Annotated in this window: 22 protein-coding genes and 1 pseudogene; 13 read left to right on the top strand and 10 right to left on the bottom strand. The window is 63.7% G+C overall.

The genetic code is table 11. From position 1 onward, the window contains the following. Positions 1-59: 59 nt before the first annotated feature. Both GYM46_RS09460 and GYM46_RS09455 read right to left on the bottom strand, forming a co-directional pair. On the bottom strand, positions 60-1598 hold the full coding sequence (locus GYM46_RS09460; RefSeq protein WP_008263851.1) for a cryptochrome/photolyase family protein: 1539 nt from the start codon (positions 1596-1598) through the stop codon (positions 60-62). A 3-nt stretch (positions 1599-1601) separates the two neighbouring features. Further along, a complete protein-coding gene (locus GYM46_RS09455) occupies positions 1602-1988 on the bottom strand; it encodes a thiol-disulfide oxidoreductase DCC family protein (protein ID WP_050771674.1) in 387 nt (128 codons plus the stop codon). Between the two features lie 138 nt (positions 1989-2126). Here GYM46_RS09455 and GYM46_RS09450 point away from each other — a divergent pair, with 138 nt between their 5' ends. The 3 genes from GYM46_RS09450 to GYM46_RS09440 all read left to right on the top strand — a co-directional run bounded on the left by GYM46_RS09450 (position 2127) and on the right by GYM46_RS09440 (position 5342). Beyond that, positions 2127-2399 (top strand): DUF3429 domain-containing protein, encoded by a 273-nt coding sequence (locus tag GYM46_RS09450; RefSeq protein ID WP_198004302.1) that lies wholly within the window; start codon positions 2127-2129, stop codon positions 2397-2399. A 463-nt stretch (positions 2400-2862) separates the two neighbouring features. Beyond that, positions 2863-3567: an integrase arm-type DNA-binding domain-containing protein gene (locus GYM46_RS09445; protein ID WP_008259777.1), complete on the top strand. Its 705-nt coding sequence runs from the start codon at positions 2863-2865 to the stop codon at positions 3565-3567. Positions 3568-4049: 482 nt separating this feature from the next. After that, positions 4050-5342, top strand: coding sequence for a tyrosine-type recombinase/integrase (locus GYM46_RS09440; protein WP_035306125.1), 1293 nt, complete (start codon positions 4050-4052; stop codon positions 5340-5342). Between the two features lie 128 nt (positions 5343-5470). Here GYM46_RS09440 and GYM46_RS09435 read toward each other — a convergent pair whose 3' ends face one another. Both GYM46_RS09435 and GYM46_RS09430 read right to left on the bottom strand, forming a co-directional pair. Continuing rightward, the gene (locus GYM46_RS09435) at positions 5471-6289 is read right to left on the bottom strand and encodes a hypothetical protein (RefSeq protein WP_052004755.1); all 819 of its coding nucleotides are present in this window, start codon (positions 6287-6289) and stop codon (positions 5471-5473) included. A 24-nt stretch (positions 6290-6313) separates the two neighbouring features. Beyond that, the gene (locus GYM46_RS09430; RefSeq protein ID WP_052004753.1) at positions 6314-7186 is read right to left on the bottom strand and encodes a DUF2726 domain-containing protein; all 873 of its coding nucleotides are present in this window, start codon (positions 7184-7186) and stop codon (positions 6314-6316) included. A 190-nt stretch (positions 7187-7376) separates the two neighbouring features. On the opposite strand from GYM46_RS09430, the gene GYM46_RS09425 reads away from it, so the two are divergent. The 10 genes and pseudogenes from GYM46_RS09425 to GYM46_RS09380 all read left to right on the top strand — a co-directional run bounded on the left by GYM46_RS09425 (position 7377) and on the right by GYM46_RS09380 (position 16243). Beyond that, complete coding sequence (locus GYM46_RS09425; protein ID WP_035306123.1) at positions 7377-7703, top strand: hypothetical protein; 327 nt, start codon at positions 7377-7379, stop codon at positions 7701-7703. Positions 7704-7715: 12 nt separating this feature from the next. Continuing rightward, positions 7716-8648: a hypothetical protein gene (locus GYM46_RS09420; RefSeq protein ID WP_035306121.1), complete on the top strand. Its 933-nt coding sequence runs from the start codon at positions 7716-7718 to the stop codon at positions 8646-8648. Positions 8649-8848: 200 nt separating this feature from the next. Next, positions 8849-9400 carry a hypothetical protein gene (locus tag GYM46_RS09415; protein ID WP_035306119.1) on the top strand — a complete coding sequence of 184 codons (552 nt, stop codon included), beginning with the start codon at positions 8849-8851 and terminating at the stop codon, positions 9398-9400. A 76-nt stretch (positions 9401-9476) separates the two neighbouring features. Beyond that, positions 9477-9812, top strand: a complete 336-nt coding sequence (locus GYM46_RS09410) for a helix-turn-helix domain-containing protein (RefSeq protein ID WP_035306118.1) — start codon at positions 9477-9479, stop codon at positions 9810-9812. Positions 9813-10053: 241 nt separating this feature from the next. Beyond that, a complete protein-coding gene (locus tag GYM46_RS09405) occupies positions 10054-11052 on the top strand; it encodes a type II toxin-antitoxin system HipA family toxin (RefSeq protein WP_231492452.1) in 999 nt (332 codons plus the stop codon). Then, positions 11049-11900: a hypothetical protein gene (locus GYM46_RS09400; RefSeq protein WP_184279839.1), complete on the top strand. Its 852-nt coding sequence runs from the start codon at positions 11049-11051 to the stop codon at positions 11898-11900. The genes GYM46_RS09405 and GYM46_RS09400 overlap by 4 nt, the downstream gene beginning before the upstream one ends. 3 nt (positions 11901-11903) lie before the next feature. Further along, positions 11904-12953 (top strand): hypothetical protein, encoded by a 1050-nt coding sequence (locus GYM46_RS09395; RefSeq protein ID WP_164952695.1) that lies wholly within the window; start codon positions 11904-11906, stop codon positions 12951-12953. 84 nt (positions 12954-13037) lie between these two features. Continuing rightward, positions 13038-14551, top strand: a pseudogene (gene istA / locus GYM46_RS09390) (IS21 family transposase). Next, positions 14538-15266, top strand: a complete 729-nt coding sequence (istB, locus tag GYM46_RS09385; protein WP_003170613.1) for an IS21-like element helper ATPase IstB — start codon at positions 14538-14540, stop codon at positions 15264-15266. The pseudogene istA and the gene istB overlap by 14 nt, the downstream one beginning before the upstream one ends. A 335-nt stretch (positions 15267-15601) precedes the next feature. Beyond that, on the top strand, positions 15602-16243 hold the full coding sequence (locus GYM46_RS09380; protein WP_146756758.1) for a sce7726 family protein: 642 nt from the start codon (positions 15602-15604) through the stop codon (positions 16241-16243). On the opposite strand, the gene GYM46_RS09375 is transcribed toward GYM46_RS09380, so the two are convergent. The 6 genes from GYM46_RS09375 to GYM46_RS09350 all read right to left on the bottom strand — a co-directional run bounded on the left by GYM46_RS09375 (position 16200) and on the right by GYM46_RS09350 (position 24494). After that, on the bottom strand, positions 16200-17285 hold the full coding sequence (locus GYM46_RS09375) for a beta family protein (RefSeq protein ID WP_035306113.1): 1086 nt from the start codon (positions 17283-17285) through the stop codon (positions 16200-16202). The genes GYM46_RS09380 and GYM46_RS09375 overlap by 44 nt on opposite strands. Before the next feature lie 7 nt (positions 17286-17292). Continuing rightward, positions 17293-18552 (bottom strand): XRE family transcriptional regulator, encoded by a 1260-nt coding sequence (locus tag GYM46_RS09370; RefSeq protein WP_164952694.1) that lies wholly within the window; start codon positions 18550-18552, stop codon positions 17293-17295. Then, positions 18552-19016 (bottom strand): DUF6932 family protein, encoded by a 465-nt coding sequence (locus GYM46_RS09365; RefSeq protein WP_035306160.1) that lies wholly within the window; start codon positions 19014-19016, stop codon positions 18552-18554. Before GYM46_RS09365 ends, GYM46_RS09370 begins: the two co-directional genes overlap by 1 nt. Positions 19017-19127: 111 nt before the next feature. Beyond that, entirely contained in the window at positions 19128-20528 is a 1401-nt protein-coding gene (locus GYM46_RS09360; RefSeq protein WP_164952693.1) for a DUF6035 family protein, read from the bottom strand. Positions 20529-20696: 168 nt separating this feature from the next. Next, entirely contained in the window at positions 20697-21386 is a 690-nt protein-coding gene (locus tag GYM46_RS09355; RefSeq protein ID WP_197019703.1) for an HNH endonuclease signature motif containing protein, read from the bottom strand. Positions 21387-21515: 129 nt separating this feature from the next. Then, positions 21516-24494, bottom strand: coding sequence for a TrlF family AAA-like ATPase (locus GYM46_RS09350; RefSeq protein ID WP_035306104.1), 2979 nt, complete (start codon positions 24492-24494; stop codon positions 21516-21518). Positions 24495-24756: the final 262 nt, after the last annotated feature.

The raw sequence follows: 24756 nt of genomic DNA, 5'->3' as shown, positions 1-24756 counted from the left end.
TTGCGGAACAGCCAAGCAAATCCCGCAGCCCGCGTCGAGGTTCCAGTCGAGGTTCCCGCTCAATCCTTTGGCGTCGCGCCCAGCAGTTTGCGACAGGCTTCCGCCTCGGCCGCTAGCGCCGCGCGCCTGGCTACGCCGAAACCGTCCAGGGTGCGATACGGCATGGCCAGCCGCACATTCTCCCTCAGCCGGCCCCGATTGCGCTCCAGAAAGCCCCAGTAAAGTCGGTTGAAGGGGCAGGCCGCGTCGCCGCTCTTGCTCTTCACGTCATAGCGGCAGCCGCCGCAGTAATCGCTCATCCGGTCGATATAGGCCCCTGACGCCGCATAAGGTTTGGACCCCACGATTCCGCCGTCGGCGAACAGGGCCATGCCCCGCGTATTGGGCATCTCCACCCACTCATAGGCGTCGGCGTAGACGGCCATGTACCAATCGTCCACGGCGTCGGGATGGACACCCAGCAACAGGGCCAGGTTTCCCGTCACCATCAGCCGCTGGATATGGTGGGCGTAGGCGTTGTCATGCGTCGTCTTCACCGCATCGGCGACGCAGGCCATGTCCGTCTCGCCGGACCAGTAGAACCACGGCAGGGTCCGGTCCGCGTCCAGGAAGTTCCTGAGCCGATACTCCGGCGCCTTCAGCCAGTAGATCCCGCGAACGAACTCCCGCCAGCCCAGGATCTGGCGGATGAAGCCCTCGACGGCGTTCAGGGGCGCGCGGCCGGCGCGATAGACCGCCTCGGCCCGGCGGCAAACGTCCAGCGGATCGAGCAGGCCCAGATTCAGCGAGGTCGAGATCAGCCCGTGCCACATCCACGGCTGATCCTCCGCCATGGCGTCCTGCCAGTCGCCAAACGACGGCAGGATCGCCTCCAGGAAATGCGCCAGCACCGCCTCGGCCTCCGCCGCCGTCGTCGGCCAGCCGAAGGCCTCCAGCGACCCGAAATGGTCCCCAAACAGCCGCTCGACATCGGCGATGGCGTCCTGCGCAGTCGGGTTCGGCGGAATGCGCATCCGCGACGGCGGCGTCATGCCGCGCGGCAGTTTCTTGCGGTTCTCGGCGTCATAGTTCCAGCGCCCGCCCTCCGGCTGCGCGCCGTCCATCAGCAGGCCGGTCTCGCGCCGCATCTCGCGATAGAAGAACTCCATCCGCAGCTGCGACTTGCCCGAGGCCCAGCGCCGGAACCGGTCGTGCGAACAGACGAAACGTCGATCCTCGCGGATTTCAACCGGCAGGCTCGCCCCTTCCGCAAAGGCCGCCAGATGCTCAGCCAGCCGCCATTCGCCGCATTCGGTCAGAACGACCCGCCCATAGTCGCCGGCGTCCAGAGCCCGAGCCAGTTCCCCGGTGATCGAACCGCTGTTCTCAGGATCGTCGATCCGCACATAGCGCACCCGCACGCCCCGCGCCGCCAGCCGCTCTGCATGGCCGCGCATGGCCGCGAAGGTCAGGGCGATCTTCTGCTTGTGATGGCGGACATAGGCCGCCTCGTCGCGCACCTCGGCCATCAGGACCGCATCGACCCCGGGCTCAAGCCCCTCCAGCGCCGACAGGCCATCGGACAGCTGGTCGCCCAGCACCAGCCGCAGCATGGCCATGGCTCACCCCGCCTTGCGGGCCAGGGCCTGAAGCCGGGGTCGCACCTTCAAAAACACCCGATAGGCGGCTTCTAGCCCCGCCAGCACTGCGGGCGCGCGCGCCGCCAGCCCGAGGGGCCGCAGCAGGGGAATGGCCCGCCACATGGCGGCAAAGGCGGCCGCTCCGGACAACAGCCGCCCGTCCTCGCTGGCGTGGAACCGGGCGAGCAGGGCGTCGCGATCCAGGGGACAGGACGCGTCATCGCCTGAGGCCACATCGACGAACTGGATCGCGTCCCGGCGATCCAGCCGCCGCATCAAGGCGATCTCACGGCGGCACAGGGGGCAGCCGCCGTCGTACCAGACGAGCAGCGGGGCCTTGGTCGGGGCTAGGGTCGGGGTTGGGGGCAAGGAAAGGCTCCAGTCATCAACGACGACGGCCTTCCGGGCACGCAGCGCGCAGTCGCAATCCTATACGCAAATTTCTATAACCTGGATCAGACGCCGCCCAGATCGATGACCGATGGCCGATATCCGATGGATGCCGAAATGACCGGCCGCCCCGTGTTGCCGCCCTTCGCCCGCGTGTTGGGCTTCGCCGGACTTCTGCCCCAAGCGGCGGCGGTCGCGGTCCTGATCCTCGGCGGGCCGGACGTCCGGTTCGCGGCCCTCAGCCTCGCCTACGCCTACGCTGCCCTGATCTTCAGCTTCCTGGGCGGGGTCTGGTGGGGTCTGGCCGCCATGGCGCGTGGTGGGGCGACGCGGCCCTGGCGACGGCCTGGCCCTGGGCGACCGGCCAGACCTGGCCCGGCCCATCCCTGATCATCCTGGGAGTTCTCATCGCCGCCAGCCTGAGCGTCGATCTCCGGCTCAAGGCCGCCGGCATGACGCCCCAAGGATGGCTGGCTCTCCGCGCGCCCCCGTCGCTCGGACTGGGCCTCCTGACCCTCGCCGCCGGGTTGATCTAGGGCAAAAAAATCGGGGCCTGCCGAGAACGACAGGCCCCTGATTTTGTCAGTCTCGACTTGGAGCGGGCGAAGAGATTCGAACTCTCGACCCCAACCTTGGCAATCGAAAAACAGCGTTTTCTCTACAGTTTCTAATCACCGCCGATTCTACGATAACCGGCCGATATCGTTGCGCTAATATACAACATACCCCACCCTCCCCTTCGCCCGGATATCCGGCGAATACCCCTTCTGCTGCTTCCCATGTGCTTCCCAGAGCCCCGCCTCAAAAATTGGGAAGCACTTCGGAGAACATCAGTCATTGAAAGAAGCGGGACATGGGAAAGCTCACCAAACGGATCATTGAGGCGCTCGACGCCAAAGGCGGCCCAGACATCTTCGAATGGGACAGCGAGTTGCGGGGCTTCGGCGTCCGCGCCAGGGCGACGGGCTCCAAGACCTATCTCGTCCAGTACCGAAACACCGAAGGCCGGACGCGAAGGCTCGTCCTGGGCAAACACGGCGCATTGACCGTCCACCAGGCCCGCGACCTCGCCCGCCAGAAACTCGCCGCCGTCGCGCGCGGCGAAGACCCGTCGGAGGAACGGCGCGCCATGCGCAACGGCCTCACGGTGGGCGAGCTTTGCGACTGGTATCTGGAACACGCCCGGTCGGGCCGTATCCTTGGACGGCGGCGGCGCCCCATCAAGCCCGCCACCTTGGACATGGATCAGAGTCGGATCGACACCCACATCCGCCCGCTCCTAGGCTCGCGCTCCATCAAAGGACTGACCGCTCTCAAGGTCCGACGGAAACGGCGAGCTCGGCGCGGCCCGCCATCCGGTGAACGGCAGGCCCTAATTCAGGCCATCGCCGAACTTCCACCCGAGGCGCGAGATGTATTTCTTCTCCATCGCATGGCGGGCCTGCGATACGATGAGATTGGGCTGCACTTGAATATGTCGCCCGTCGCCGTGCAGGCGCACCTCGCTGAGGCCTTGGCCCTACTGAACCGCTCTTTGGCTGGCATCGCAGACACCTGACCAGAGAACGGCCGAACGCCTTCAGACGGGCCGCCAACGCGCCTCTGACCTCGCCGTCAAACCTGTGAGCTTTCTGTTTGCACGCTCGTCAGCGCGCGCGCAAAATCACACCAACGCAATGGAGTTACGCCGTGACTTTATACGATGCGATATTTTGCGCTTCCCACTGCTTCCCATTTGCTTCCCAGAGGGTCGCTCGGGTGACTGGGAAGCAGTTTGGGACCCCGGAGGGGAAGGCTAACTGCTTGTCTACCTTGGTCTCGACTGGAGCGGGCGAAGAGATTCGAACTCTCGACCCCAACCTTGGCAAGGTTGGGGATCAGCATTTCCGGGCTTTTCAGCACGTTCCAAAAATCAGTTTTGTATGTTGTTTTAACTAGGTTTTCTTGTTTATCCGGTTACGGAGCGTTTCGCCCGGTTTCACTTGAGTTGGTAGCGGAGTGGTAGCGGTGGCTCGGAAATGAGCGTAGATTTCCATCGCCATGACGAAGCAAAAACTCACCAAGCGCGTGGTTGAGAGCGCGCCCGTTCCGGAGAGCGGCGAGGGTCGAATTTGGGACAGCGAGATCGCAGGCTTCTGCCTCCGGATCTATCCCGGGACCGAAACCCGACAGGGCCATGCCGCCAAGCCTGTCCGAAGGATGTTCGCCATCAAATATCGGGTCCGCGGGATCCAGCGCTGGCTGACGCTTGGCGAGCATGGGGATGGGCCGGACAAGCTCACGGCGGATCGGGCTCGCAAGGAGGCGGCGTCGGTGGTGGTCGATGCGCGGCGCGGCATCGATCCCGGAGAAGCCCGCAGGCGCATCGAGGGCCTCACCGTCAAAGGCCTGGTCGAGTTGTATCTGGAGAAAGGGCCGGACGACAAACCGACCAAACGGGATTCGTCATGGGCCATGGACCGGACCAACCTCGAGCGCCACGTCGCGCCCCTGCTTGGGAAGATGGCGCTTGATACGGTCACCCGCGACCACATCACCGGGATGATCCGATCGATCACGGCCGGGAAGACCGCCAAGGATGTAAAGACCAAATTTCGTGGTCGATCCATCGTGAAGGGCGGAGCAGGCATCGCTGACCGCACCTATTCCACCCTGCGGGCGACCTTCAACTGGGCGATCGATAAGGGCCATTTCGCCGGCCCGAACCCCTGCGCGAAGGTCGAACGCAAGCGCCGACCGGCGGTCGAGCGCTTCCTGTCCGAGTCCCAGGCCCAGGACCTGATCGCCGCGCTCGACGCTCTGGAAGCGGATGCGACGATCTCCGAACGGCAGGGCGCGGTCTATCGGCTTCTGCTTCTGACGGGTGCGCGGCGCAACGAGATCGCTGGTCTGCGCTGGACGGAGGTCGACTTCGACCGGCGCCGGCTCGTGCTGCCGCCGAGCCGCACCAAGGCCGGTGGGCGCACGGGGGATCGTCGGATCTCGCTCAACGACATGGCCTTCGGAATCCTGCAGCGTCTCTACAAGACGCGCGGGCGAAGCCAGTTCGTCTTCCCGGCCACCAAGGGCGACAACGGATATGCGACGTCCGAGTCCAAGATCTGGCGCGACAAGGTGCTCCCCAAAGCCAAGCTGGAAGGCGTGCGCATCCACGACCTGCGCCACAGTTTCGCAAGCTTCGCCTTGGCCGACGGGGCCAGCCTCCCGATGATCGGCAAGGCGCTGGGACACGCCAACAGCCGCGCTACAGAACGGTACGCCCATTTGAGCGATGACCCAGTTCGGGCGCTTGCGGAACGGATTGGCGAGCGCTTCAGTCCTAAGGTGACTTAGCAAGCGTCTCTCTGATGGGCAGGTATGCCATAAGGATCCAATCCGAGTTTGACAGGCCGCAAGTTACGACACTCAGGGCGCCCCAATAGGCCGACCAATAAACCTGCAATTTCGATCAATCCGACCCTTCAGCATTGGCTGGATGTCTCGGGCGGAAGAACTGGGCATATCGCGAAGTCGAACACGCTATCGCGGCCGCACGCGTCACAGGTCCATTGGAAACCCTGGCGGATCTCGTCGGGAAAAATCCGATGGATACCGTCGCAATTCTCGTGTGCGCATGGCGCTGGAAAGGCTTTCGTTGTCCATTTTCCCTCCCCGTCCTCCTCGAAGAAGACGAGATGGTCAGCGCCGCAGGCTACGCATTTTGCAGGAAACTGACCTGCTTCGTCGCGCGGCAAGCGTTTGCGCATGTCCTCGCCACATCTGAAGCACGGGCAGTGAGAGAAGGTCCCCATAATGAAGGAGGTCTTCGCTGGCGTGACGACAGGATCGAGTTCCTCAACCAAGGCTTCGCATCGCCGCCGCAACTTTTCGAAATCGGGGCCGCCCTTTTCATTTAGCTGCTTCAGGGTCGGGAAGTGCAGGTAGCTCCCAATGGCGCCGTAATTGTCCTTCAACGTCGCTTGGCGGATGGGCTGCTCGAAGAAGACAGCGGCGCGCGCGTCATCCACTCCGGGAGCCAGGTTGCGGGCGATCTTGACGGTCTGTGGAGTATCGGCCCGAGGGTCGATTTCAAGAAGCAGCCTCAGAACCTTAGGTGGCTGCCACGTCTCATAGACGCTGGGCGGGACATCTCGCCTGTAGTCGTGCAGCCGGTCGTAAGCGATCGCCTCGAGCGTCAGGCGCAGTTCCAAGGCGGCATAGCGTAGCGCCTGGTCGTCACCTTGGGCCAGCAGCGCCTTCGCCCGCGCAAGTGCCTGACGGGCCTCATGACGGAACTGCATGCTCGCCCTTTCCGGAAAACAATGTCACAGGTGCCACCGATCTGTGACGTCGCCGCAGGAATGACTCCCTCGGAGCTGGAGGCCCCCCATCAGGTCGCGGGCTTCCGCATAAACAGCCTCCATCGGTTTGCCGCCCTCGCCGCTCTGAACCCAGTGCTGGACACGGTCGGCCAACTTGACGGACAGAATTTCACTCAGGAGGTCGCCAAAGGGCGCCGGGAAGTTCTGATCGCGCATCGCGCCCTTGAGCAGGATTCCGACCGTCGGGGTGACGGCGATCAGTTCTGCGCCTCGATAAAGCTTGTCGTCCGTCAGACCAAAGAAGCCGGATCCGCACGGATGGTGGATCAGGCCGCGCTTGTGCAGCCGCTCGATGCGCACCCGCGGCAACCCGGAGATCCAGTAAGGAAACTTCGGCTCGCCCGGCTCAATGCTCATAAGGAAAAACGGGTCGAAATCCTCTTCCCAAGAAATCCGCCCTGCTTCTTGCTCCGCGTCGAACGCCACCTTCATCTCGGCCACTTCGACCAGCCAGCCAAGCAAAGTGAGATGGCTGTAGCCAGTAGTTAGATGCTCGCTGTGAATCCGAAGGATCGGCAGGTTATCTCGCTTGCAGAGCTCGTCCTTCTTGGCGTCTCGCTCCCGCTGGCGGACACTTCGGTGCGACGCTCCGTCGAACTCGATCGCGTAGACCGGGTCACAGTCATTGCGACAGATCACAAAATCGAAGTGCGCTTTTAGCGCGTAGGTCTTGAGGTCGCCGGTTGCCCCGACCTCGTCGGGATCAATCACGTCCGCGACCCGAACTTTCGGAAAAATGGACAGGCCGAATCGGTCGGCGACCGGCTTGACCGCGTTGTGGGTCATCTGCTCGTAATGATCGAAAAGGCGTTTCACGGCCGGCTCCGGGTTGACGCGTCAGCCCTAGCACGGCGAGAACATAGGGCGAACCGCACAAAGGGATTGATCCTCCTGTGCGCGACCGTTGCGCGGTAGTCGCGCGATACGGCCACCCGCGATTGCGGCCTAGCTTTGCCGTATCCATATCTCCGATGGTCGAGTTTTCGACGGGATGGGGGTGCCGCACATGGCCACTGCAAACTATTGGCTGAGCTTCATGGTCGCGACTGAACGTTCTGCAGCGAAAGGCGTCGAGTCTCTTCGCCGCCAGTCGATCTATGCGGCCGTCCAGGTCTTCGACTCGGGCTACTGGGACGAGACGACCTCGTTCATTCTGTTCGAAGCCGATGATGACATCGACGTGGTCGGCAAGGCGGTGGTCGCCGGCCTCGATTCTGATCTCGACCTCCTGATCCTCCGAAAGGTGTCAAGCGCGAGCGCCCGGTACTGGGGCAAGGTCACGCAGCCAACCTCTCTGGGCGGCTACGTCGCAAACATCGCCCGCTTGCGCTGATAAGGACGCCCCATGCCTGATCTTACACAGGGGCACGCTCCGCCCGCCTATTGGCAGCAGTTCGAAGACCTGACCGTAGGCGCGGCCCGTGTCGTGTTCGGCGACCCGACGCCGCAGAAGGTCGGGCGGCAGGGCCAGAGCCAGAACGGACTCGACGTGCTCGTTCAGGCGGAAGATGGCCGCACAATCGGCATCCAGTGCAAACAGCGCGATGAGCGCGACGCGGACAATGTGCTTCTGGCTGGCGGGGCCATCACGGTCAAGGCGTTGACGGACGCTGTCCGGCGCGCCGAGAGCCATCCGGCGAAACTGGACCTGTTTATTCTCGCGACGACGGCCAAGCCGGACCGGGCAATCCAGAACAAGGCGGCCGCCATGGCGGCTGCCCGCAAGAAGGTTGGAAAGTTCGGTGTCCTGACCTGGTCCTGGGGCGACTATGACGCGGTCCTGAATCGCGATGCACGGCTGCAGGATGAATATTATCGGACCGTCGCCCAGGGGCTCACGGCGCCCGAGCGCGATCAGAAACTGCTCGGGCTTTTCGCGGTCGCTTTTGATCGTCCTGCGTTTCGCGACCCGTTGAGCTGCGAGCATGCCGACAATTTCAAACAGGCCCTAATCGACACTCAGCGCCTTCTCGCGACCGGTGATCTTCTCGACAGGGAGGGGAGACGGGTGCAACGGGCTATTGGTGGGGTTCGCACGCTCAACGATGACGATCTTCGTCTTGGAGCTGAGGCTCTCGCCGGTGAGCTGAACGACTTCAGGACCACCTTGCTGAGAGCCGAGCGAAACGGCGATGTAAGCCAGCACAATGACTGGCTGATGATCCCGAACTTCGCGGTTCAACAGGCTTTGGAAGACAAGCGGCGTCGCGTGGTCACAACCTTGAATCGATTGCTCCTTGCCGCTGACCTTGCACCGCTCCCGCAACATTCCTGGTGAAAAAGCCGTGCGGCCCTGAAGTACGCGCAGGGCGCGCCAGCGTCCTCAAGGACAGGCATGTGCTTGGGCCCGTTGAGTTGTTCTACCCCGCCTATCTCGTGACATTCTGACGTGCGGGCGCCTGCACCGCCGGTTTCGCTGCCATCAGCCTTGGCGGCATTGTTTGGTCATCCCCTGCTGAAGACAGATGAAAGGATCGCATGGATAAGTACCGCATAGCCCTAACCGAGGCCGAAGAAGCGCTGGTCTCCAAGATCGACCTGCGCCTGTCTCATCGCAATCACGATGAAGCCCATGCCGCCTACAACGCGAATGCCGAACCCATTCTCGCCCTCCTGGCTTCGCTCAGCGAGCGAGACGGCGTGCCGCCCCAGAGGGTCCGCTACTGGAACGATGTCGAATACAATCCCGGCCGGATCAAAGCGTCGAGAAAGGGCGGGTTCGAACGCAATAACTGCCGGGGCGAAGACATCTATACGCACCCGAATTTCATCAAGCACCTTCGCTACATATTGCTCGGCGCCGACTTGCCGGAAGCGCTTATTCTCGATTTCGAGGAACAAGCCGGCAATCCCGAGTGGGTCTCGCTCAGCGACGCTATCCCGCTTGGCAAACACGCCCGCAAACTCGTGCGTCAATACGGTCTGGAGGCCCATCAGGCTTCGGAAGAGTTCTTCAAGTTGTGCCTGGACATGGGTCTGAGCCTCTCGGTCGCCTTGAGCATCATGAAAGCAGTTAAGCAAGCCCGCTAGGCGCTCTCTGCGAGGGGTAGATAAATTGTAAGCTTCGTACTACATATTAGGCCAATCCGTAGTGCGAAGGTGTCAAATGCCTACACCACATACGCCTCCCGCCGCCGTGCGGCGCGTCATGCGAAAGCTCGGCGCGGACATCCACGACGCCCGTCGGCGTCGGCGGCTGCCAATGGCCGTCGTCGCGGAGCGCGCCTTCACGTCCCGTTCGACCCTGCAGAAGATCGAGGCTGGCGACACCAATGTCAGCATCGGCATCTATGCTGGCGTCCTTCAGGCGCTCGGCCTGCTCGACGGTCTGGGCCAGATCGCCGACATCGGCAACGACCCGGTCGGACAAGCGCTGGCCAGCGCGGAACTGCCCAAGCGCGTCCATCTCAAGCGAACAGGCGGATCATCTCGCGATGACTGACTTTGAGGTACATCTCGACCTGGATGGACGCACGCGCCCTATCGGCCTGGCGAGGAGCAATCGCGTTCGAGGCACGGAGACCATCCTTTTCGAATATGATGGCGCGTGGCTCGCCGATCCAGACCGGTTCTCGCTAGAGCCTGCCCTTGCCCTGACCCGCGGTGCCTTCGCCCCTCCTGCCGGACTGGCGACTTTCGGCTCCATCGGAGACTCAGCGCCCGACACATGGGGGCGACGTCTTATGCAACGGGCCGAACGCCGCCTTGCCGAACGCGAAGGCCGCGCCGTTCGCACCCTTGCGGAAAGCGATTACCTGCTCGGCGTCGCCGACGAGACCCGCCTGGGGGCCCTCAGATTTCGTTGGGCGGGCGAAGATATGTTCCAGGCCCCGATCCGCGCCGGCGTCCCCGCCCTGATCGAACTCGGGCGGCTGCTCCAGATCACCGAACGGGTCCTCCGCGACGAGGAAACGGACGAGGACCTTCAACTCATCTTCGCCCCCGGCTCTTCCCTGGGCGGGGCCCGGCCCAAAGCGTCGGTCATCGACCAGCACGGACACCTCTCCATCGCCAAATTTCCGAAGGAGACCGACGAATACAGCATAGAGACGTGGGAAGAGATCGCGCTCCGACTGGCTGGCCAGGCGGGCATCACCACCCCTCACCATGAACTCATTGAGGTCGCCGGCAAGGCGGTGATGCTGTCGCGGCGCTTCGATCGCGCCGGCCCGATCCGCACGCCTTTCCTGTCAGCCATGGCGATGATGGGCGCCAAGGACGGCGAGCGCGGCAGCTACCCGGAGATCGTCGACGCGCTTACGCAACATGGCGCTCAGGGGAAGACCGACGCTCATGCCCTCTATCGGCGGGTCGTCCTCAACGTGCTGATTTCCAATGTCGATGATCACCTGCGCAACCATGGCTTCCTTTGGCTCGGCAAGACGGGATGGTCCCTCTCTCCCGCTTACGACCTCAACCCTGTGCCCACCGACCTCAAGGCGCGTGTGCTGACGACCAACATCGACCTCGATGAGGGCACTTGCTCGCTCGACCTGCTTGAGGCGGCTTCGGAGTTCTTCGGCCTCACGCTGCAGCAGGCCCGCGCCATCATCAAAGAGGTCGCGACCGTGACCGCGACGTGGCGTGACACCGCCAAGGCCGTCGGCGCCCGCTCCGCCGAAATTACCCGGATGGCCAGCGCCTTCGAGCACGATGATCTCAAGCGGGCGCTGGCGCTATGACCCGAACCTTCATCTACAACTTCACGCCGCCATCACTGGACCCGTTCCCGGGCGCGACCATCGCGCTGGACGTCTCCGACATCGAAGACGCCGGCATCCGCGAAGTGCTCCAGACGCCGGGCGCAGCCTATGGCGCCTGGTCGATCCTGGATGCTCTCCTCGCCCCGACCGGCGCGGGCACATCCTTCCTCTTCAGGCAGCCGCTGGGCCAGGCGCGCGAAGTGAAGGTCGCGTTGTCGGGCCTGTTCGGGCGGTTCGTCGCCCGCGCTTATCTCGAACGATATTTTGACCTCTCCGTTTTCGCCCATCTCGGCAACCAAGTGATCGATCTCGATCGCCGCAAGCAGGCCAGGATCAAGCGCCTCGCCCGAGGCGACCTCCCTGACTGGATCGCATGCAAATCCGATCTGACCTCGCTCACGATCGCGGAGGCCAAGAGCTGTCACGACCCGGGAGGCCCCGCGAAAGCACTCGCGCGCGCCTGGACACAAGCCGGGCGCATCGACGTGACGGTCAAAGGCCAAAAGGTCACCGTAAAGCGGATCGCGGTCGCCACCCGTTGGGGCGTGGCCAATTCCAATCCCGCTGATGCTCACCTGTCGGTTCGCGATCCCATCGACGAGGGCGTTCCCATTGATCCGCAAGACAAGGACGCCCCGTTCATCGGGCTGCTCCGCCTGCATGTCGCCAACCTGATCGAGCCCCTTGGCCATGCCGAACTCGCACAGGCGCTGCGCACGCTCACACGCCAGACCTTTCCGCGACCGCTCGCGGTCGCCCGACCGGACCGCGCTGGTGGCTGGATCATCCCGCTCGGCGGGGACCGACACATAATTGGAGGGGTCTGAACCGTGGACACTGGATTTGTTGATCTCGACATCCTCATCACCCGAATTCGGCATCCGCAGTCGAAGGTGTATTTTCTTGATGCGGTGAAAGCCTACAAGGCCGGCGCGCTGCGTGGCGCACTCACCTCAGCCTGGGTCGCCCTGGTCTACGACCTGATCGCCAAGTATCGCGAGCTGAGCGCTATGGGCGATGCGGCCGCCACGGCATTTCTTCAGGCGTGGGACAACGCGACCGTCACAGGCGATATCCCCAAGCTGCTTCAGCTTGAGGGAGGCATCCTCGAAGACGCAACGGCCAACACTCAGGTCGTCAATCGCATCGCCCGAACGCATCTGGAGCGCCTGCGCGAAGATAGACATCTTTGCGCGCACCCGGCCTTCTCGGCCGAGGCGGATCTCTTCGCGCCGTCGCCCGAGCTGGTGCGGCTTCACCTCGTCAATGCGGTCGATCTTGTTCTGTCGCAGGAGCCCTTGCAAGGCAAAGCGATCTTCGAGCTGTACGACATCGACGTGCAGTCGCCCGGCTTTCCAACGGAATACGCGCGCATCCTGGACTATGTCGACCAGCGCTACCTGGCGCGCGTCCGCGCTCAGAACGTCCGCAACTTCGGCACGGTGCTCGCAAAATCCATTCTCAAGGGCGTGCCCGCGCAATGGGAGCCGCTCCATCGCAAGATAATCCCCTCGCTGGTCGCGGTGCGCGAACGCGCCGCTGAGGCCTGGCCGGATATATCGCTGGCGATCGTCAGGCTCATAGACAACCTCGAGCCGGCGAACCGCCCTCGCGCCATCGCGTTCATCGCCGCTTTTCCGGATTTCTGGCCGCAGCTTCAGGAGCCGACTCGGACGGCCCTTCAAGCGACCATCGACAACGCCGACCCCGCGGCGCTCGCTGACTACCGCATTCTGGCAGGCGTGACTGTCCCACAATTCCGCGCCGCGCTACTGCCGCTGATCGCCGGCCTCAATCGGGAAAATTTGGTCGCCGCAATCGCCTCTCAGCCGCTCGCCGACCTCTGGCTGTGGATCGGCGTGGAAAAGGGACCCCGTTAGCGGTGTGATCGGCGTCGAATAAGGACCCCTCATTCCTGAGGTCTAACGGTGGCGGCTTGGCGGATGTCAGGCGGCGAGTTCGGGATGTTGGTGTTGGAGACGGTGTTGAGGATTCGGCGCGAGTTTGCGTCCGGGAAGGCGATCAAGGCGATCGCGCGTGACCTTCGATTGTCGCGCAAGGTGGTGCGCAAGGCGATCCGGGAGCCGGATGCGGAGTTCGCCTATCGGCGGGCGGTGCAGCCGTTGCCGAGGCTGGCGCCGTTCCAGGCCAGGCTCGATGAGCTGCTGGAAGAGGACGAGGCGCGGCCGCGGCGCGAGAAGCTGCGGATGACGCGGGTTCATGACCTGCTGGTGCGCGAGGGGTTCGACGGGTCGTACGACGCGGTCCGGCGCTACGCGGCGGGGTGGCGGCTGAAGCGACGCCGGGGCGTGGCGGACGCGCCATCGTTCATCCCGCTGATGTTCCGGCCGGGCGAGGCCTACCAGTTCGACTGGAGCCACGAGGACGTGGAGATCGCGGGCAAGCCGATGCGGGTGAAGGTGGCGCACATGCGGCTGTGCGCCTCGCGGGCGATCTATGTTCGGGCCTATCCGCGCGAGACCCAGGAGATGCTGTTCGACGCGCATGCGCGGGCGTTCGCCTTCTTCGGCGGCGTGCCGACGCGCGGGATCTACGACAACATGAAGACGGCGGTGACGACGGTGTTCACGGGCAAGGACCGGGTGTTCAACCGGCGCTTCCTGGTCATGGCGAGCCACTACATGGTGGAGCCGACGGCCTGCTCCCCGGCGGCGGGCTGGGAGAAGGGCCAGGTCGAACACCAGGTCCAGACGGCCCGGGGACGGTTCTTCCAGCCGCGCCTGCGCTTCACCAGCCTGGAGGAGCTGAACGGCTGGCTGGAGGCGGAGTGCCGGCGCTGGGGCGAGCTGCGTCAGCACCCCGAGCAGAAAGAGCTGACGGTTGCTCAGGCCCTGGCCGCCGAGCGGCCGGCGCTGCAGCCGATGCTGGGCCCGTTCGACGGCTTCCACGAGAGCGAGCACGCGGTGACGGGGACCTGCCTGATCAGCTTCGACCGTAACCGCTACTCGGTGATGGCGAAGGCCGGGCGCCGTACGGTGCAGGTCCGCGCCTATGCCGACCGGATCGTCGTGCGCTGCGAGGGTGAGGTCGTCGCCGACCATCGCCGGTTCTTCGGTCGTGACCGGACCCTCTACGATCCCTGGCACTACCTCCCCCGGTGCTGGCGACCAAGCCCGGAGCCCTGCGCAATGGCGCGCCGTTCCAGGACTGGGAGTTGCCGCCGGGGCTGGCCCGCCTGAGGCGCAAGCTGGGTGCGGGCGACGAAGCCGATCGCCGGTTCGTGCGGGTTCTGGCGGCGGTGCTGGAAGACGGCCTGGAGCCGGTCGAGGCCGCGGCGCGCGAGGCGCTCGCCGCCGGGACCGTCAGCGACGACGTCATCCTCAACATCCTGGCGCGCCGGCGCGAACCGCCCCGGCCGCTGAGCATCGTCACGCCCGATGACCTGGCGCTGCGGCATCCGCCTCTGGCGGACTGCGACCGCTACGACAGCTTGCGAGGCATGCATGCAGCGGCATGAGATGATGGCGGCCCTGACCGGCCTGGGCCTCAAGGGCATGGCCGGAGCCTTCGACGAGGCGGTCACCACGGGCCTGCAGCGCAAGCGCACGACCATGGAGATCCTCGCCGACCTGCTGCGCGCCGAGACGACCCACCGGCATGCGGCTTCCATCCGTTACCGGATGGCGGCGGCCAGGCTGCCCGCCGTGAAGGACCTCGACGCCTTCGTGTTCGACGACACGCCGATCAACGAGGGGCTGGTGCGCTCGCTTCACAGCGGCGCCTTCCTGGCGAACCGGCGCAACATCGTGCTGGTCGGCGGGACCGGCACGGGCAAGACCCACCTGGCCACCGCCATCATCGCCAACGTCGTGCGGGCCGGGGCGCGTGGCCGGTACTTCAACACCGTCGACCTGGTGAACCGCCTCGAGGAGGAGACCCGCCTGGGCAAGGCCGGTGCGCTGGCTGCTCACCTCTGCCGCCTCGACGTCGTGGTCCTCGACGAGCTTGGCTACCTGCCGTTCGCCCGCTCGGGCGGCCAGCTGCTGTTCCACCTGATCAGCAAGCTCTACGAGCGGACCTCGGTGATCGTCACGACCAACCTCGCCTTCGGCGAATGGCCGACCGTGTTCGGCGATCCCAAGATGACCACGGCCCTGCTCGACCGCATCACCCACCACTGCGACATCGTCGAGACCGGCAACGACAGCTGGCGCTTCAAACACCGCAGCTAACCCTCCACGAAGAACGCCAGGCGAGGGTTGAGCCTCCGGTCGGGCTACGCCCTCCCTACGCCCCAACCCTCGCAAGCGGTGCGCTCGTGACGTCCATCCCGAACCTCAAAAGGGGGTCCCTATTGCACGCCGATAGGGGGTCCCTTTTAGACGCCGATTGACAGCTTTCGAGCGACGAATGAACCGGCAGCGCCTCCATCGCGGGCTGGACCACCCGCTCAAACAGTCGCGCAAGGTTGGCCTGGAAGATGCGCGGCAACTGATCCTTGACTAGCATTTTTCGCCCCTTGTCGCCCTGAGTTCGTTCGGTCGCGTCGATCAACGACTTTGCTGGCATGGCCAAACCGCTTGCCCTGAGCAATTCCCGAGAGCTATGCCGGGGTATGGCAACCCTGTTCAAAGATGGAGACGTACGGCGTGCAGTCTATGCACGTATGCTCGGCTCCGCGATGCGCAGCGCTGATACGCTCGTGATCGATGAACTCGGTCTCGATCACGGATCCTGCCGGATCGATATCGCCGTGATCAACGGCCACATCCGCGGGCTAGAGATCAAGGCCGAAGCGGATACCCTGGCCCGCCTTCCGTTCCAAGTCAGCGCTTATGGCGAAGTCGTCGATAAGGCCTCTCTCATCGTGGCCGAACGTCACCTCGACGCGGCTCGGCTCCTCGTGCCCGACTGGTGGGGGGTCGTGCTAGCGCGACGGTGCGCCAACGGTGAAGTCGCGCTTAGGCGAATCCGTGACGAAAAGGTCAACCGCTCTATCGATCCGGTGACACTCGCGCGCTTGCTGTGGCGCCCGGAGATCGTTCAAATGCTACGCGATCTCGGGCACCCGGAGCGCACGCTCAGAGCACCTCGCGATGCTCTGTATCCTATTCTCGCCTCCGCCTTGCCGCGACGCGTGCTAGGCGCGCGGGTCAGGGAAACGCTCAAGGCGCGGGCAGTTTGGCGAGATCGTCCAAGACCACAGTGATATGGTGGTTGGTCGCCACCCACTTCCAGACCGTGGGGTTGCCGCGCTTGGCGGCGCCAGCGTGACAATCCTCGATATAGGCGCTGCCTTCCGAGAACGTTGCGCCGTGGTACTGACCCGAGCTTAGGATCAGACCGCATAGGCCGGGGTAGGCCTGGTTAGTCTCGCCCTTCTTGCGTTTGGAGCGCGCGACCAGCCAGCCGCCGTCCGACACCGCATAGCGTACGTTCGGGGATCCCCGCATAAATCGCATATCCCCTTGGGCGAATTTAACCGCCGCGACCGCATAGTCGCCAAAGGACGGACGTCGTTCCTGGGGCGACTGGGCCGTCACCAAGGCTGCGTAAAGCCGCCACTCTTCGCGCGACACGGTCTGGATCGGGAGTTTGAGCTCGGTCATCGTCTCGGGGAAGGACGCCGCCATAACGACAACGCTACGCGCGGACAGCATTCTCGCGCCGTTCAGGGCGGCGCGTATGACGCCCACAAGCGGGCCTTGGGGCGAATAGGCTGGCGCCCCCAGATCCAGTACGATGTCGAGTTGGGCAATGTCGATCGCCAAGGCTTTGAGCAAGGCATCAACATGATCGTCAAAGTCTGGATCGAGCGCCTCCTCGAGCGTGCACCGCAGGACCGCGCCGTTCATGTCGATAGCATCGATGTCGTGGACCGCCTTCCGGTAGGCAGCGTCGCTCTCGAGGTTGATGACCGGCGTCAACGAGGCCCCAAGCTTGCGGGCCTCATCGAACAGGAACGTCATCGTGTGCCGGCCGTCCGCCATGCGGGTCGCAGGGGCCAACTGGCGGCCGTCGATGAGCGCGGGACGATCGCTCCACTTCTTTTCCAGCTTGGCCGCGAAACCACCGAGGTGGTCGTCGATCTCCTTCTTCGGCCGCCATTGCTCGAAATCGAAGTCCGGCGGCAGGACCTCGATTAGAGGAACGACCGCCGGCTTCAGTCCGGCCGCGAGTTTGAACAGGGCCTGATACTCGCCCATCCGCCAGCGCAGGAGGGGGACATACTGGGTCGGGGCGATCGCCATTTGAACCTCAAAGACCAAATTGGCGGCGCACTTCCCCGGCGCCGACGAGAGAACGGAGAACAGTGTAGTCGCCAGCCTCGCGACGAACCCGGCCGGCGATGACCGCTGGGCCGACGCCGAAGCGTTTGGCGTCAGTCAGCACTGCTTTCTCCGTGCGCGAGAACCGTGACACCGCGAGATCCCATTGAGCCACAGGCAGCAGCGCGTTCCGTGCAAAGCCGTCTGCCTCCTCTTCGTGGCGCTCGTCCGACGGGCTCTCCGTGTCGTCGAAGATGGCGGCAAAGGCTTCCGGGCCGATGTGGAGCTTGAGGTGTCCGATCTCGTGCAAAAGCGTGAACCAGAAATTGTCCAGCCGGTCATGGCGGAGCGTCAGGCCGATCAGCCCGTAGCCGTCGAACGAGCCCATGGCTGCGCCGTCCAGCAGGGTTCCGGGTAGATGCCGTTCGACAACGAAGGCGATGCCGATCTGGCGCAGGTGGTCGACGGCCTTCAGTGGGCCGTCGGCATCCAGGGTCAGGGCGACGAGGGCAGCGATCCAGGCATCATCGATCAAGGCGGGATCGAAGGTTGCCGTCGGCGGGTTTCGGGCGGCCAGCTGTCGCACACGCGCTTCCCATGCCGCGATCGCCGGTTCGTGCACAGCGCCGTTCGACCGCACAGACTTCCGGTGCAAGCCGGCAGGGACGAATCGGGCCGAGCCACTCCGCAGGAAGGCCGGCACGAGGTGGTCGGCGGACTTGCGCGCCTGCGTCAGCGTTCCGGAGAAGTCTTCGAACCAACCGCGCTTGTACATCTCGGCCAGAGGGAAAGCCTGCCAGGCGGTGGGATCGACCGACTCCAGGCTCCCGTTCCCGGCGAGCGACGCACGGTTCTCGATGCGCACGTCGAGCGCATCGGAGACCTCGATCAAACGCTCAAGGCTCGCGGATCGATAGCGTTCGGCTTCGTATCGCTGGACCTGTTGTTCCTTCAGCCCCAGAAAATCCGCGAGATCCTTCTGGCTCATGCCTCTCGCGATCCGTGCGCGGATGAGCGTCTCGGGGAGATCGGCAAGGCGTGCGGCCGAGAACGTCGTCTGCGCTCCTGACTTCAGGGCCTCGTAAAGGGCGACATCGGCTTCGAGTTCCGCCACTTGGCTTTGGAGCGCACCGCGCGCGATGACGGCGAACGCGGGATCGACGTTGGTGGCCGCCGGCGCGCCCGCCGAGGCTTTCAGCTGGTCCAGCGCCGCGCGCGTGGACCGGTACTGTCTTTCGTTCGTGATCATTACAACGCCCCTTTCGAGGTCGCGAGCGTCAGCCGCAAAATGCCTTTGGGCTGGCCCGAATGTTTCTCGATCTGGAAGAAATCGAGGAAGGTGCCCGTCGCGCCGTTCGGGGCGAAGGCCGGAAACATCTCGCCGAGATATTTGGCTTTTTGAGCCTCGCGCTTGCCGGCGAAGTTCTGGAGAACGGGGTCAAGCAAGGAAAAGTCCATCCCCGCATGATCCCAGCAGCCGTCGAAATCACCGGGGTGGTCTTTCGCTGTGGTGAAGCTGCCATCGAGGTAGACGGCACGGCATCCGGCGAGCCGGAGCGCCTCCACCGCCCGTTGAAAACCACCGAACAACCACTGTCGGTGTGGCGTGGTGGCGAACCGGGCGGCAACCTCCTCCAGCGTCGTCTCGTGGACGCCCGAAGGCAGAACCGCCCAAGGCGCGCCAAAGCCCGGATCAATAAGGGAAGGGATCATGAACACAACAATATCGTTGTGTGCATGTATTGTCCAGTCGGGTGAACGGTGTGCGCGGAGGTGTGTGCGGAACGGCCTTGGCGACGCCTGCTTGGCGTCCGGCCGGCGGGATCATTCGTAAGAATAAGCCAGATGGTCGGTGCTCGACTTCGCCCAGGCCGGAAGGGCGCCAAGAGTCTCCAGCTGTAGCCGCAGCGCCCCATCGAAAACTTCTGGCAGCAAGACGTGAATCGCCGGCCAGATCGCATGCGCCTCTAGCACTAGATTGCCCTCGCCCAACTCGAGTGCCCTTCGGAGGTGCACGCCGACGGTGCCCTCGAGCAGGGGGCCTGCCGAGGTTCGGGCGAGCACCGTTTGAAGAACCGGCGCGAAGGGCATGAGGGGGTGTCCCGACAACTTGCTGTTGAGCATCGCCTGGATGTTCGGCTGTCGGGAAGCGTAGTTCTTGAACGCCCCCGCGGCGTAGCGAAGTGTCGAGAACATCACCGCGATGAAGTGCGCAAATTGCCAACGATCGAGGTTTTGATGCTGCCAAAGCGCCAGACCGGGCACGCGCGCACACAGATCGCTGTTGGCCGCAATGAACGCCGGCGTCGTGAGCTCCGAGTAGGAGAAATCAGTGCGGGCCTGCAGCGCCACCTTCCAAGGCGCGCGCACGGCCTCCCCTCGCGCCAGCAAACTCGGCGTGACCCGATCCTCATAGTAGGGCCAGCCGGTTTCAGGAAAAGTGAGATCATTGACAGCGACCTGTCTCTCGTCGCCGAAGCTGCCGTCCGACTTCCGCAGGAAGCAGGTTAGCATCAGGCGTCGAGCGGCTAGAGACGTCTCTATGGCCGCCTGATCGAGCACGAAGGCGTTGTCCCGATGGCGGAGGATTACGTCACGGAACGACTGCGGCAGATCGCCCGACTGGAGTTCGTGCCCCAACAGAACCCAGATCAAACCGACCCCTTCGCGCCTGTAATGCAGTGACCGGTCGGAAATCTCCGTCTGGAAGGTGTTGGACAACTGGATCTCGAAGGCGACCGTGCGGCCGTTAGTATACGTCACGAGTACGTCCGGGTATCGGCCATGGCCGCCGGCGGTAGGTGCAAGATAGGTGTCTACTGCCACCCGCGTGCAGCTTGGATCCTGTTTGGCAAGTTGGGCGATCTGCTCGCAGATCAGCCGGTGCGCCGGGCTTTCCTGGTGACCGTGGTACTGGCCCGCCTTCAGGCTATCGGGGTCCTGGGTATCGCCGGTAAACCAAGGACAGGCGGCAACGGCGCCCTTGAAGTGGGCGAAATAGGGAAGCCGTTTTTGACGGAAGGCGCGCGCCTTGATGAAGACGGCGCCGCCGCAACGAAGACAGGCGGCAATGGATCGGTGATCCCGTCCTCGCCGAGCGTCGGTAATGCGTTGCCTCAGCAGGCCCCACTCAGCCTCGGACATCGCCATCAGCCGCTCGGCCGTGATCGGACCGACCTTGTCGATCACCGCCACCTCGATGATGCGCTGAGGTTTCTGGGCCATTTCCGTCCCGCCAACTCCGAATCAGGAAGGATTGCACACAGTCGGTGCGCCAGTATCGGTCGTGACTTGGTGAGTCGGCTGGTAAAGCTAAAGTCCGCCTTCGGCAGAGGTGCGGTCACATCGGCGCCAATGCGTCTCGCCGTGCCGCATCGTCGCTCAGCTCGCCCTTTAGGTATAGTCCTCGAAGCTGGAGAAGGCCTTCATCCCTTTAGCCGCGTTTGACTTGGCGATGCGCGTTCGGCTGATCCTCTGCTGAAGATAGACGCACAGGGCGTCGAAGTCCTCGATCGCCAGCATCCTCCAGGGGCCTCTGAAGTTCGCTTCAATATTCTTGGAAATAGCCTCGTAACTGAACTTCGTGTCGCGCGTTTTATCGGCGCTCGCGAATTCATTGTATCGGCTGATCAGGTGCTGAGTATACCGGCTCGCCTTGAGATCGGCCCCGATCGTGCCCGCCGCGGGCTGAATCTTTACCGTGTTACGGGTGGTCTTCACATTGACGGTTTTGGCTATGATCGCGCCGGGGCTGTCGATGACGACGTTGCCACTATTGTTGGTCACCTCGATGCGCCGAAGGTCGCCGAGGAGGATCTTCGCATAGAAAGCATCGGTAGCCTGTTCGGGCCGTCCCATATCACCTTCTCGGATCCGCTTGATCTCCTCGAGCGCCTCTACGGAATAGACATCGGGTTCGGCATCCACCATTTTATGGTGTCGACGGCATAGCAGAACCAGGTTTTCGAAGCCCTGCCGTTCGTCCTCGCTCTGGGTGACGTCGAAGCGGGGGCCGCCCTCATTTCGCGCCCGGATATGGCAGATTTCGCCGGTGATCGTCCCCACGGCTTCGACGATGGGCAAGTCGCACCTTGGAAAGGCGCAGAGATTCCCCGACGTCGCGAAGAGCCTTTTGATCGTCGTTTCCGACGGCCTCATCTCGCGCGACGCGCGCCAGCAAACGGCTCGACCGAACTTAGCCTATTCAGCACCTCATCGCTCCAGCCTGACTCTCAATCTGCGGGCTCGTTCCTGGAAGGCGCCTTCCCCACCTTCCAAGATGTCGCAAACCGCTTTTCTGATGTCAGCGTTCTCCAGGCCACCGGACTGATAGGTGATCGGCGGCAAGGCACCGTGCGGATGCGGCCCTGACTCAGCGATGATGATCTGATCGGCGTCAGTGTTGATCACAAGGTTGGCGTTATGCGTCACCATGATCACCTGGCGGTTCGATTTGGCTTCGATGAACAGACCCACCAACTCTTCGAAGACGGATTTCGGGTCGAGGTTCTCCTCCGGCTGGTCGATGATCAGCGGGCGGCCATCGCCATCGTCCAACGCCAGATAGAGCAGCAACAGGACGATGCCGCGGGTTCCGGGAGACAGCTTGCGGATATCCACGCCATCATATTCGATGCCGTAGTGGATCTCGATATGACCAGTGCTGAACAGCCATTGAGCGAAGCGTTTCGACCAGGCCCGAAACTCCAGCTGCTCGGTGTGGGCGACCGGCGAGTGGTCGAGCAGTTCCTTCTGATAAAGCCGACGAAACTCCGCCATCGCCGACACCACCTCAGCTGACGACCCTGTCTCCCAAGCCCGCTTGAGGACCTCGTTGGCCTTCTGAAGCAAGGTGCCCTTGCCTCGGAACGCCCCGCCCTTGCGGAGATCGATCAAACCCTCCTCGGCCTGCCCCGCCCACTGGGCCACGTCGGCGACCCGCGCGACAGAGAAGGACAGCTTCTTCAACGTCCCGGAGGCCGCCGCCAGACGCGCCATCAAGGGCCCGTACAATTCCTCCAGAACGGTTTGTTCGGCGATGAGGGCGTCGAAAGCCCGGCCATAGGCCTCTTCGCGTTCGGCCTGCAGATCCCGGGCACGATCCTTGGCGCCTTGGCTGTCTTGAAGTTTGGCCGCGAGGGTCTGCATCGCCGCAGTCTCGGTCGCGATCCGGCCCGACAGCGCCGTGTATTGCCGCTGCGTTTCCTTGTCGGAGCTGACCAGTTTTTCCAGCCGCCCCATCTCGGCTTCCAGGACCGCCTGCGACAGCGTCGTCAGGTCTGTCTCATCAGCAAAGAACGCCGTGTTCGCATCACCGGCTGGCGGTGCAGCGCCCTTCAGCCCCGCGATCTTGCCATCAACCCATTTGACGTAGTCGTTCAGGTCGTCATCGACCTTCCCGGTATAATCCAGAATGAAAGCGGCCCACTGGTCGTTCGACATTCCACTGTGCGTATGTCTGGCCTGGGTTTGCCGCAGTGTCTCCGGCGCCTGGTTGCGCCGAAGGTCCCTCACCTCATCCTGAAGGGCCAGGAAGGTCTGCCGCTGGTTTGTGAACCGCCGCAACTTGGTCCTGACCTCGTTGGCCGCGCCAGCCAGCTCGGTGTGACGCTGAGCCCTCTTTTCGCTGCCCGCCGAAACAAGCTTGGCGCGGTCGGCGGTATAGGCGTCGACCAGTTGCCGCTTCTGCGCGACCATGGCCTCATAGCTGGCGACCAGCTTTTCCTTCTCGAGTTCAGTGCCGATCCGCTCCGAGATCTGGGAGACGGCCTCGGCCTCACGATCGCGCGCCAGACGATGGCGTGAAGCGCGATGTTCCAGCAGTTCGGCGAAGTCCAACGCACCGTCACGATCATGATCGGGATGGGCCTCGAAGATCACTCTCTCGATCTCGCGGAGGAGTCCGTCGGTCAGGCCGCTGGATGAGCACAGTTCCTCGACGAACTGCTGGGACAGGTATCGCGCCCGAGGATAGCTCAGCGGGCCGTTGGCATCGGCCCCATCCAACGACCGCGTGCCTGGAGCGCCCGCCGCCCAACTGACCTTCACCTTGGCCTGGCCGATAAGAGGCCGGGCGCGCACCAGGAACGAGGGGTTCGCCCATTCATCGGCGGCCCAGGCCTCGTCCGATATGGAATCGCAGCCCGCCGCGATCATGTCCGCCAGGGCCGTCTTGCCCGATCCCCGCGCGCCAATAATGGCCACCAGGCCGGAGTTCAGAGGGATGGTCGACGTCTGGAGCCAAGGCGCGTCGAGTATTTCAATCTCGGAAATAACCTGGGACGGCGTTGCGGACTTCGGCGGCTCGGCGCCGACATGGGCCCGGCCCCGGGGGTCGATGCAGGCCTGTCGCAGCGTGTCGAATTCCAGCCCGCCCTTGACCCATGAGAATCGGTCGCCGAACGGCGTGGCGACGTCTTCGAGCCTGTGCGCGTCACTGCCATGAAGGCAGGGCTTCAAACCGCCATATCGGGCGCGGATCGCCTGGGCGTCGAGATCCTTTTGACCGAGCCAGAACTCCCGCTGCGCCTGGCTGCTGGCGAATATGATGTCGGCAAATCCCTCGATCTCGCGACGAATGGTCTGGTCGGCGGCCTCCCTCACGCCCGATGTGCCATCGGTGGCGCCGCCGGCGACGGCGATCAGGACGTTCTTCTTGGCCCATCCGCTCTCGCCGAACACCTCGCGCAGTTGCCGGAAATTGACCTTGAACTGGTTCGCCCCGTAGGAGAGCGCGGCGCCGTCGTCGGTTATGTTCGGGTCGGCCTTCTTGCCCAGGCGTATCAGGTCGGCGCGGGTGCAGTCGTAGCGATCCTGCTGCACGGTGAAGTGCAGCCGGGATAGAAGGCGCTGCAGTTCGGCGATATGGTCCGGGTCCTCGGGGCTGACGAACAGATGCAGATTTACGAATCCGCCCTTCGCGGTCGCCACATCCAGTCTCAGCTCGACATTGGGAAATATCAGCGTCGCCTTCGGCAATCGCCCGTCGGCCTTGTGCTGCAACACCCGCTCATAGGTGTCGGTGACATAATAGTCGGTGACGGCGATCGCCTCGATGAGCGGCGTGGCCCTTTCAAGCGCGGATAGATAATCCTCCCACGCCGTGGGGCCGGTGAACTGATTGTTCATCACGGTCCCGGGCGCATGGATGTGAGGCTCCCAACGGCGCCACTCAGAACCTCGACTAATCATGCTTCCCCCGTCCCGCTTTTTTACGCCACCCTATCGTGTAACGATCATCAATTCGCGTGCAATGACCTTGCATCCCTACTCGGGCGACTTCTGTTCCTGAACTTGTGCGAGCCGAAAAGATCGCTCAGCAGCGACAGCTGTTTCGCCGTCTGTCACAACCCTGTCGAGGCTCATGCCCAACACGTACCGCCCCCTCCTCAGCCTCCCGGCTCTCGCGCTATGCGCCCTGTTCCTGGCTGCTATGGCGACACCCGCATCGGCC

Origin of the sequence: Brevundimonas mediterranea (genome assembly GCF_011064825.1) — a bacterium.
Taxonomy (GTDB): domain Bacteria; phylum Pseudomonadota; class Alphaproteobacteria; order Caulobacterales; family Caulobacteraceae; genus Brevundimonas; species Brevundimonas mediterranea_A.
This window is presented reverse-complemented; position numbering and strand designations above follow the sequence as displayed.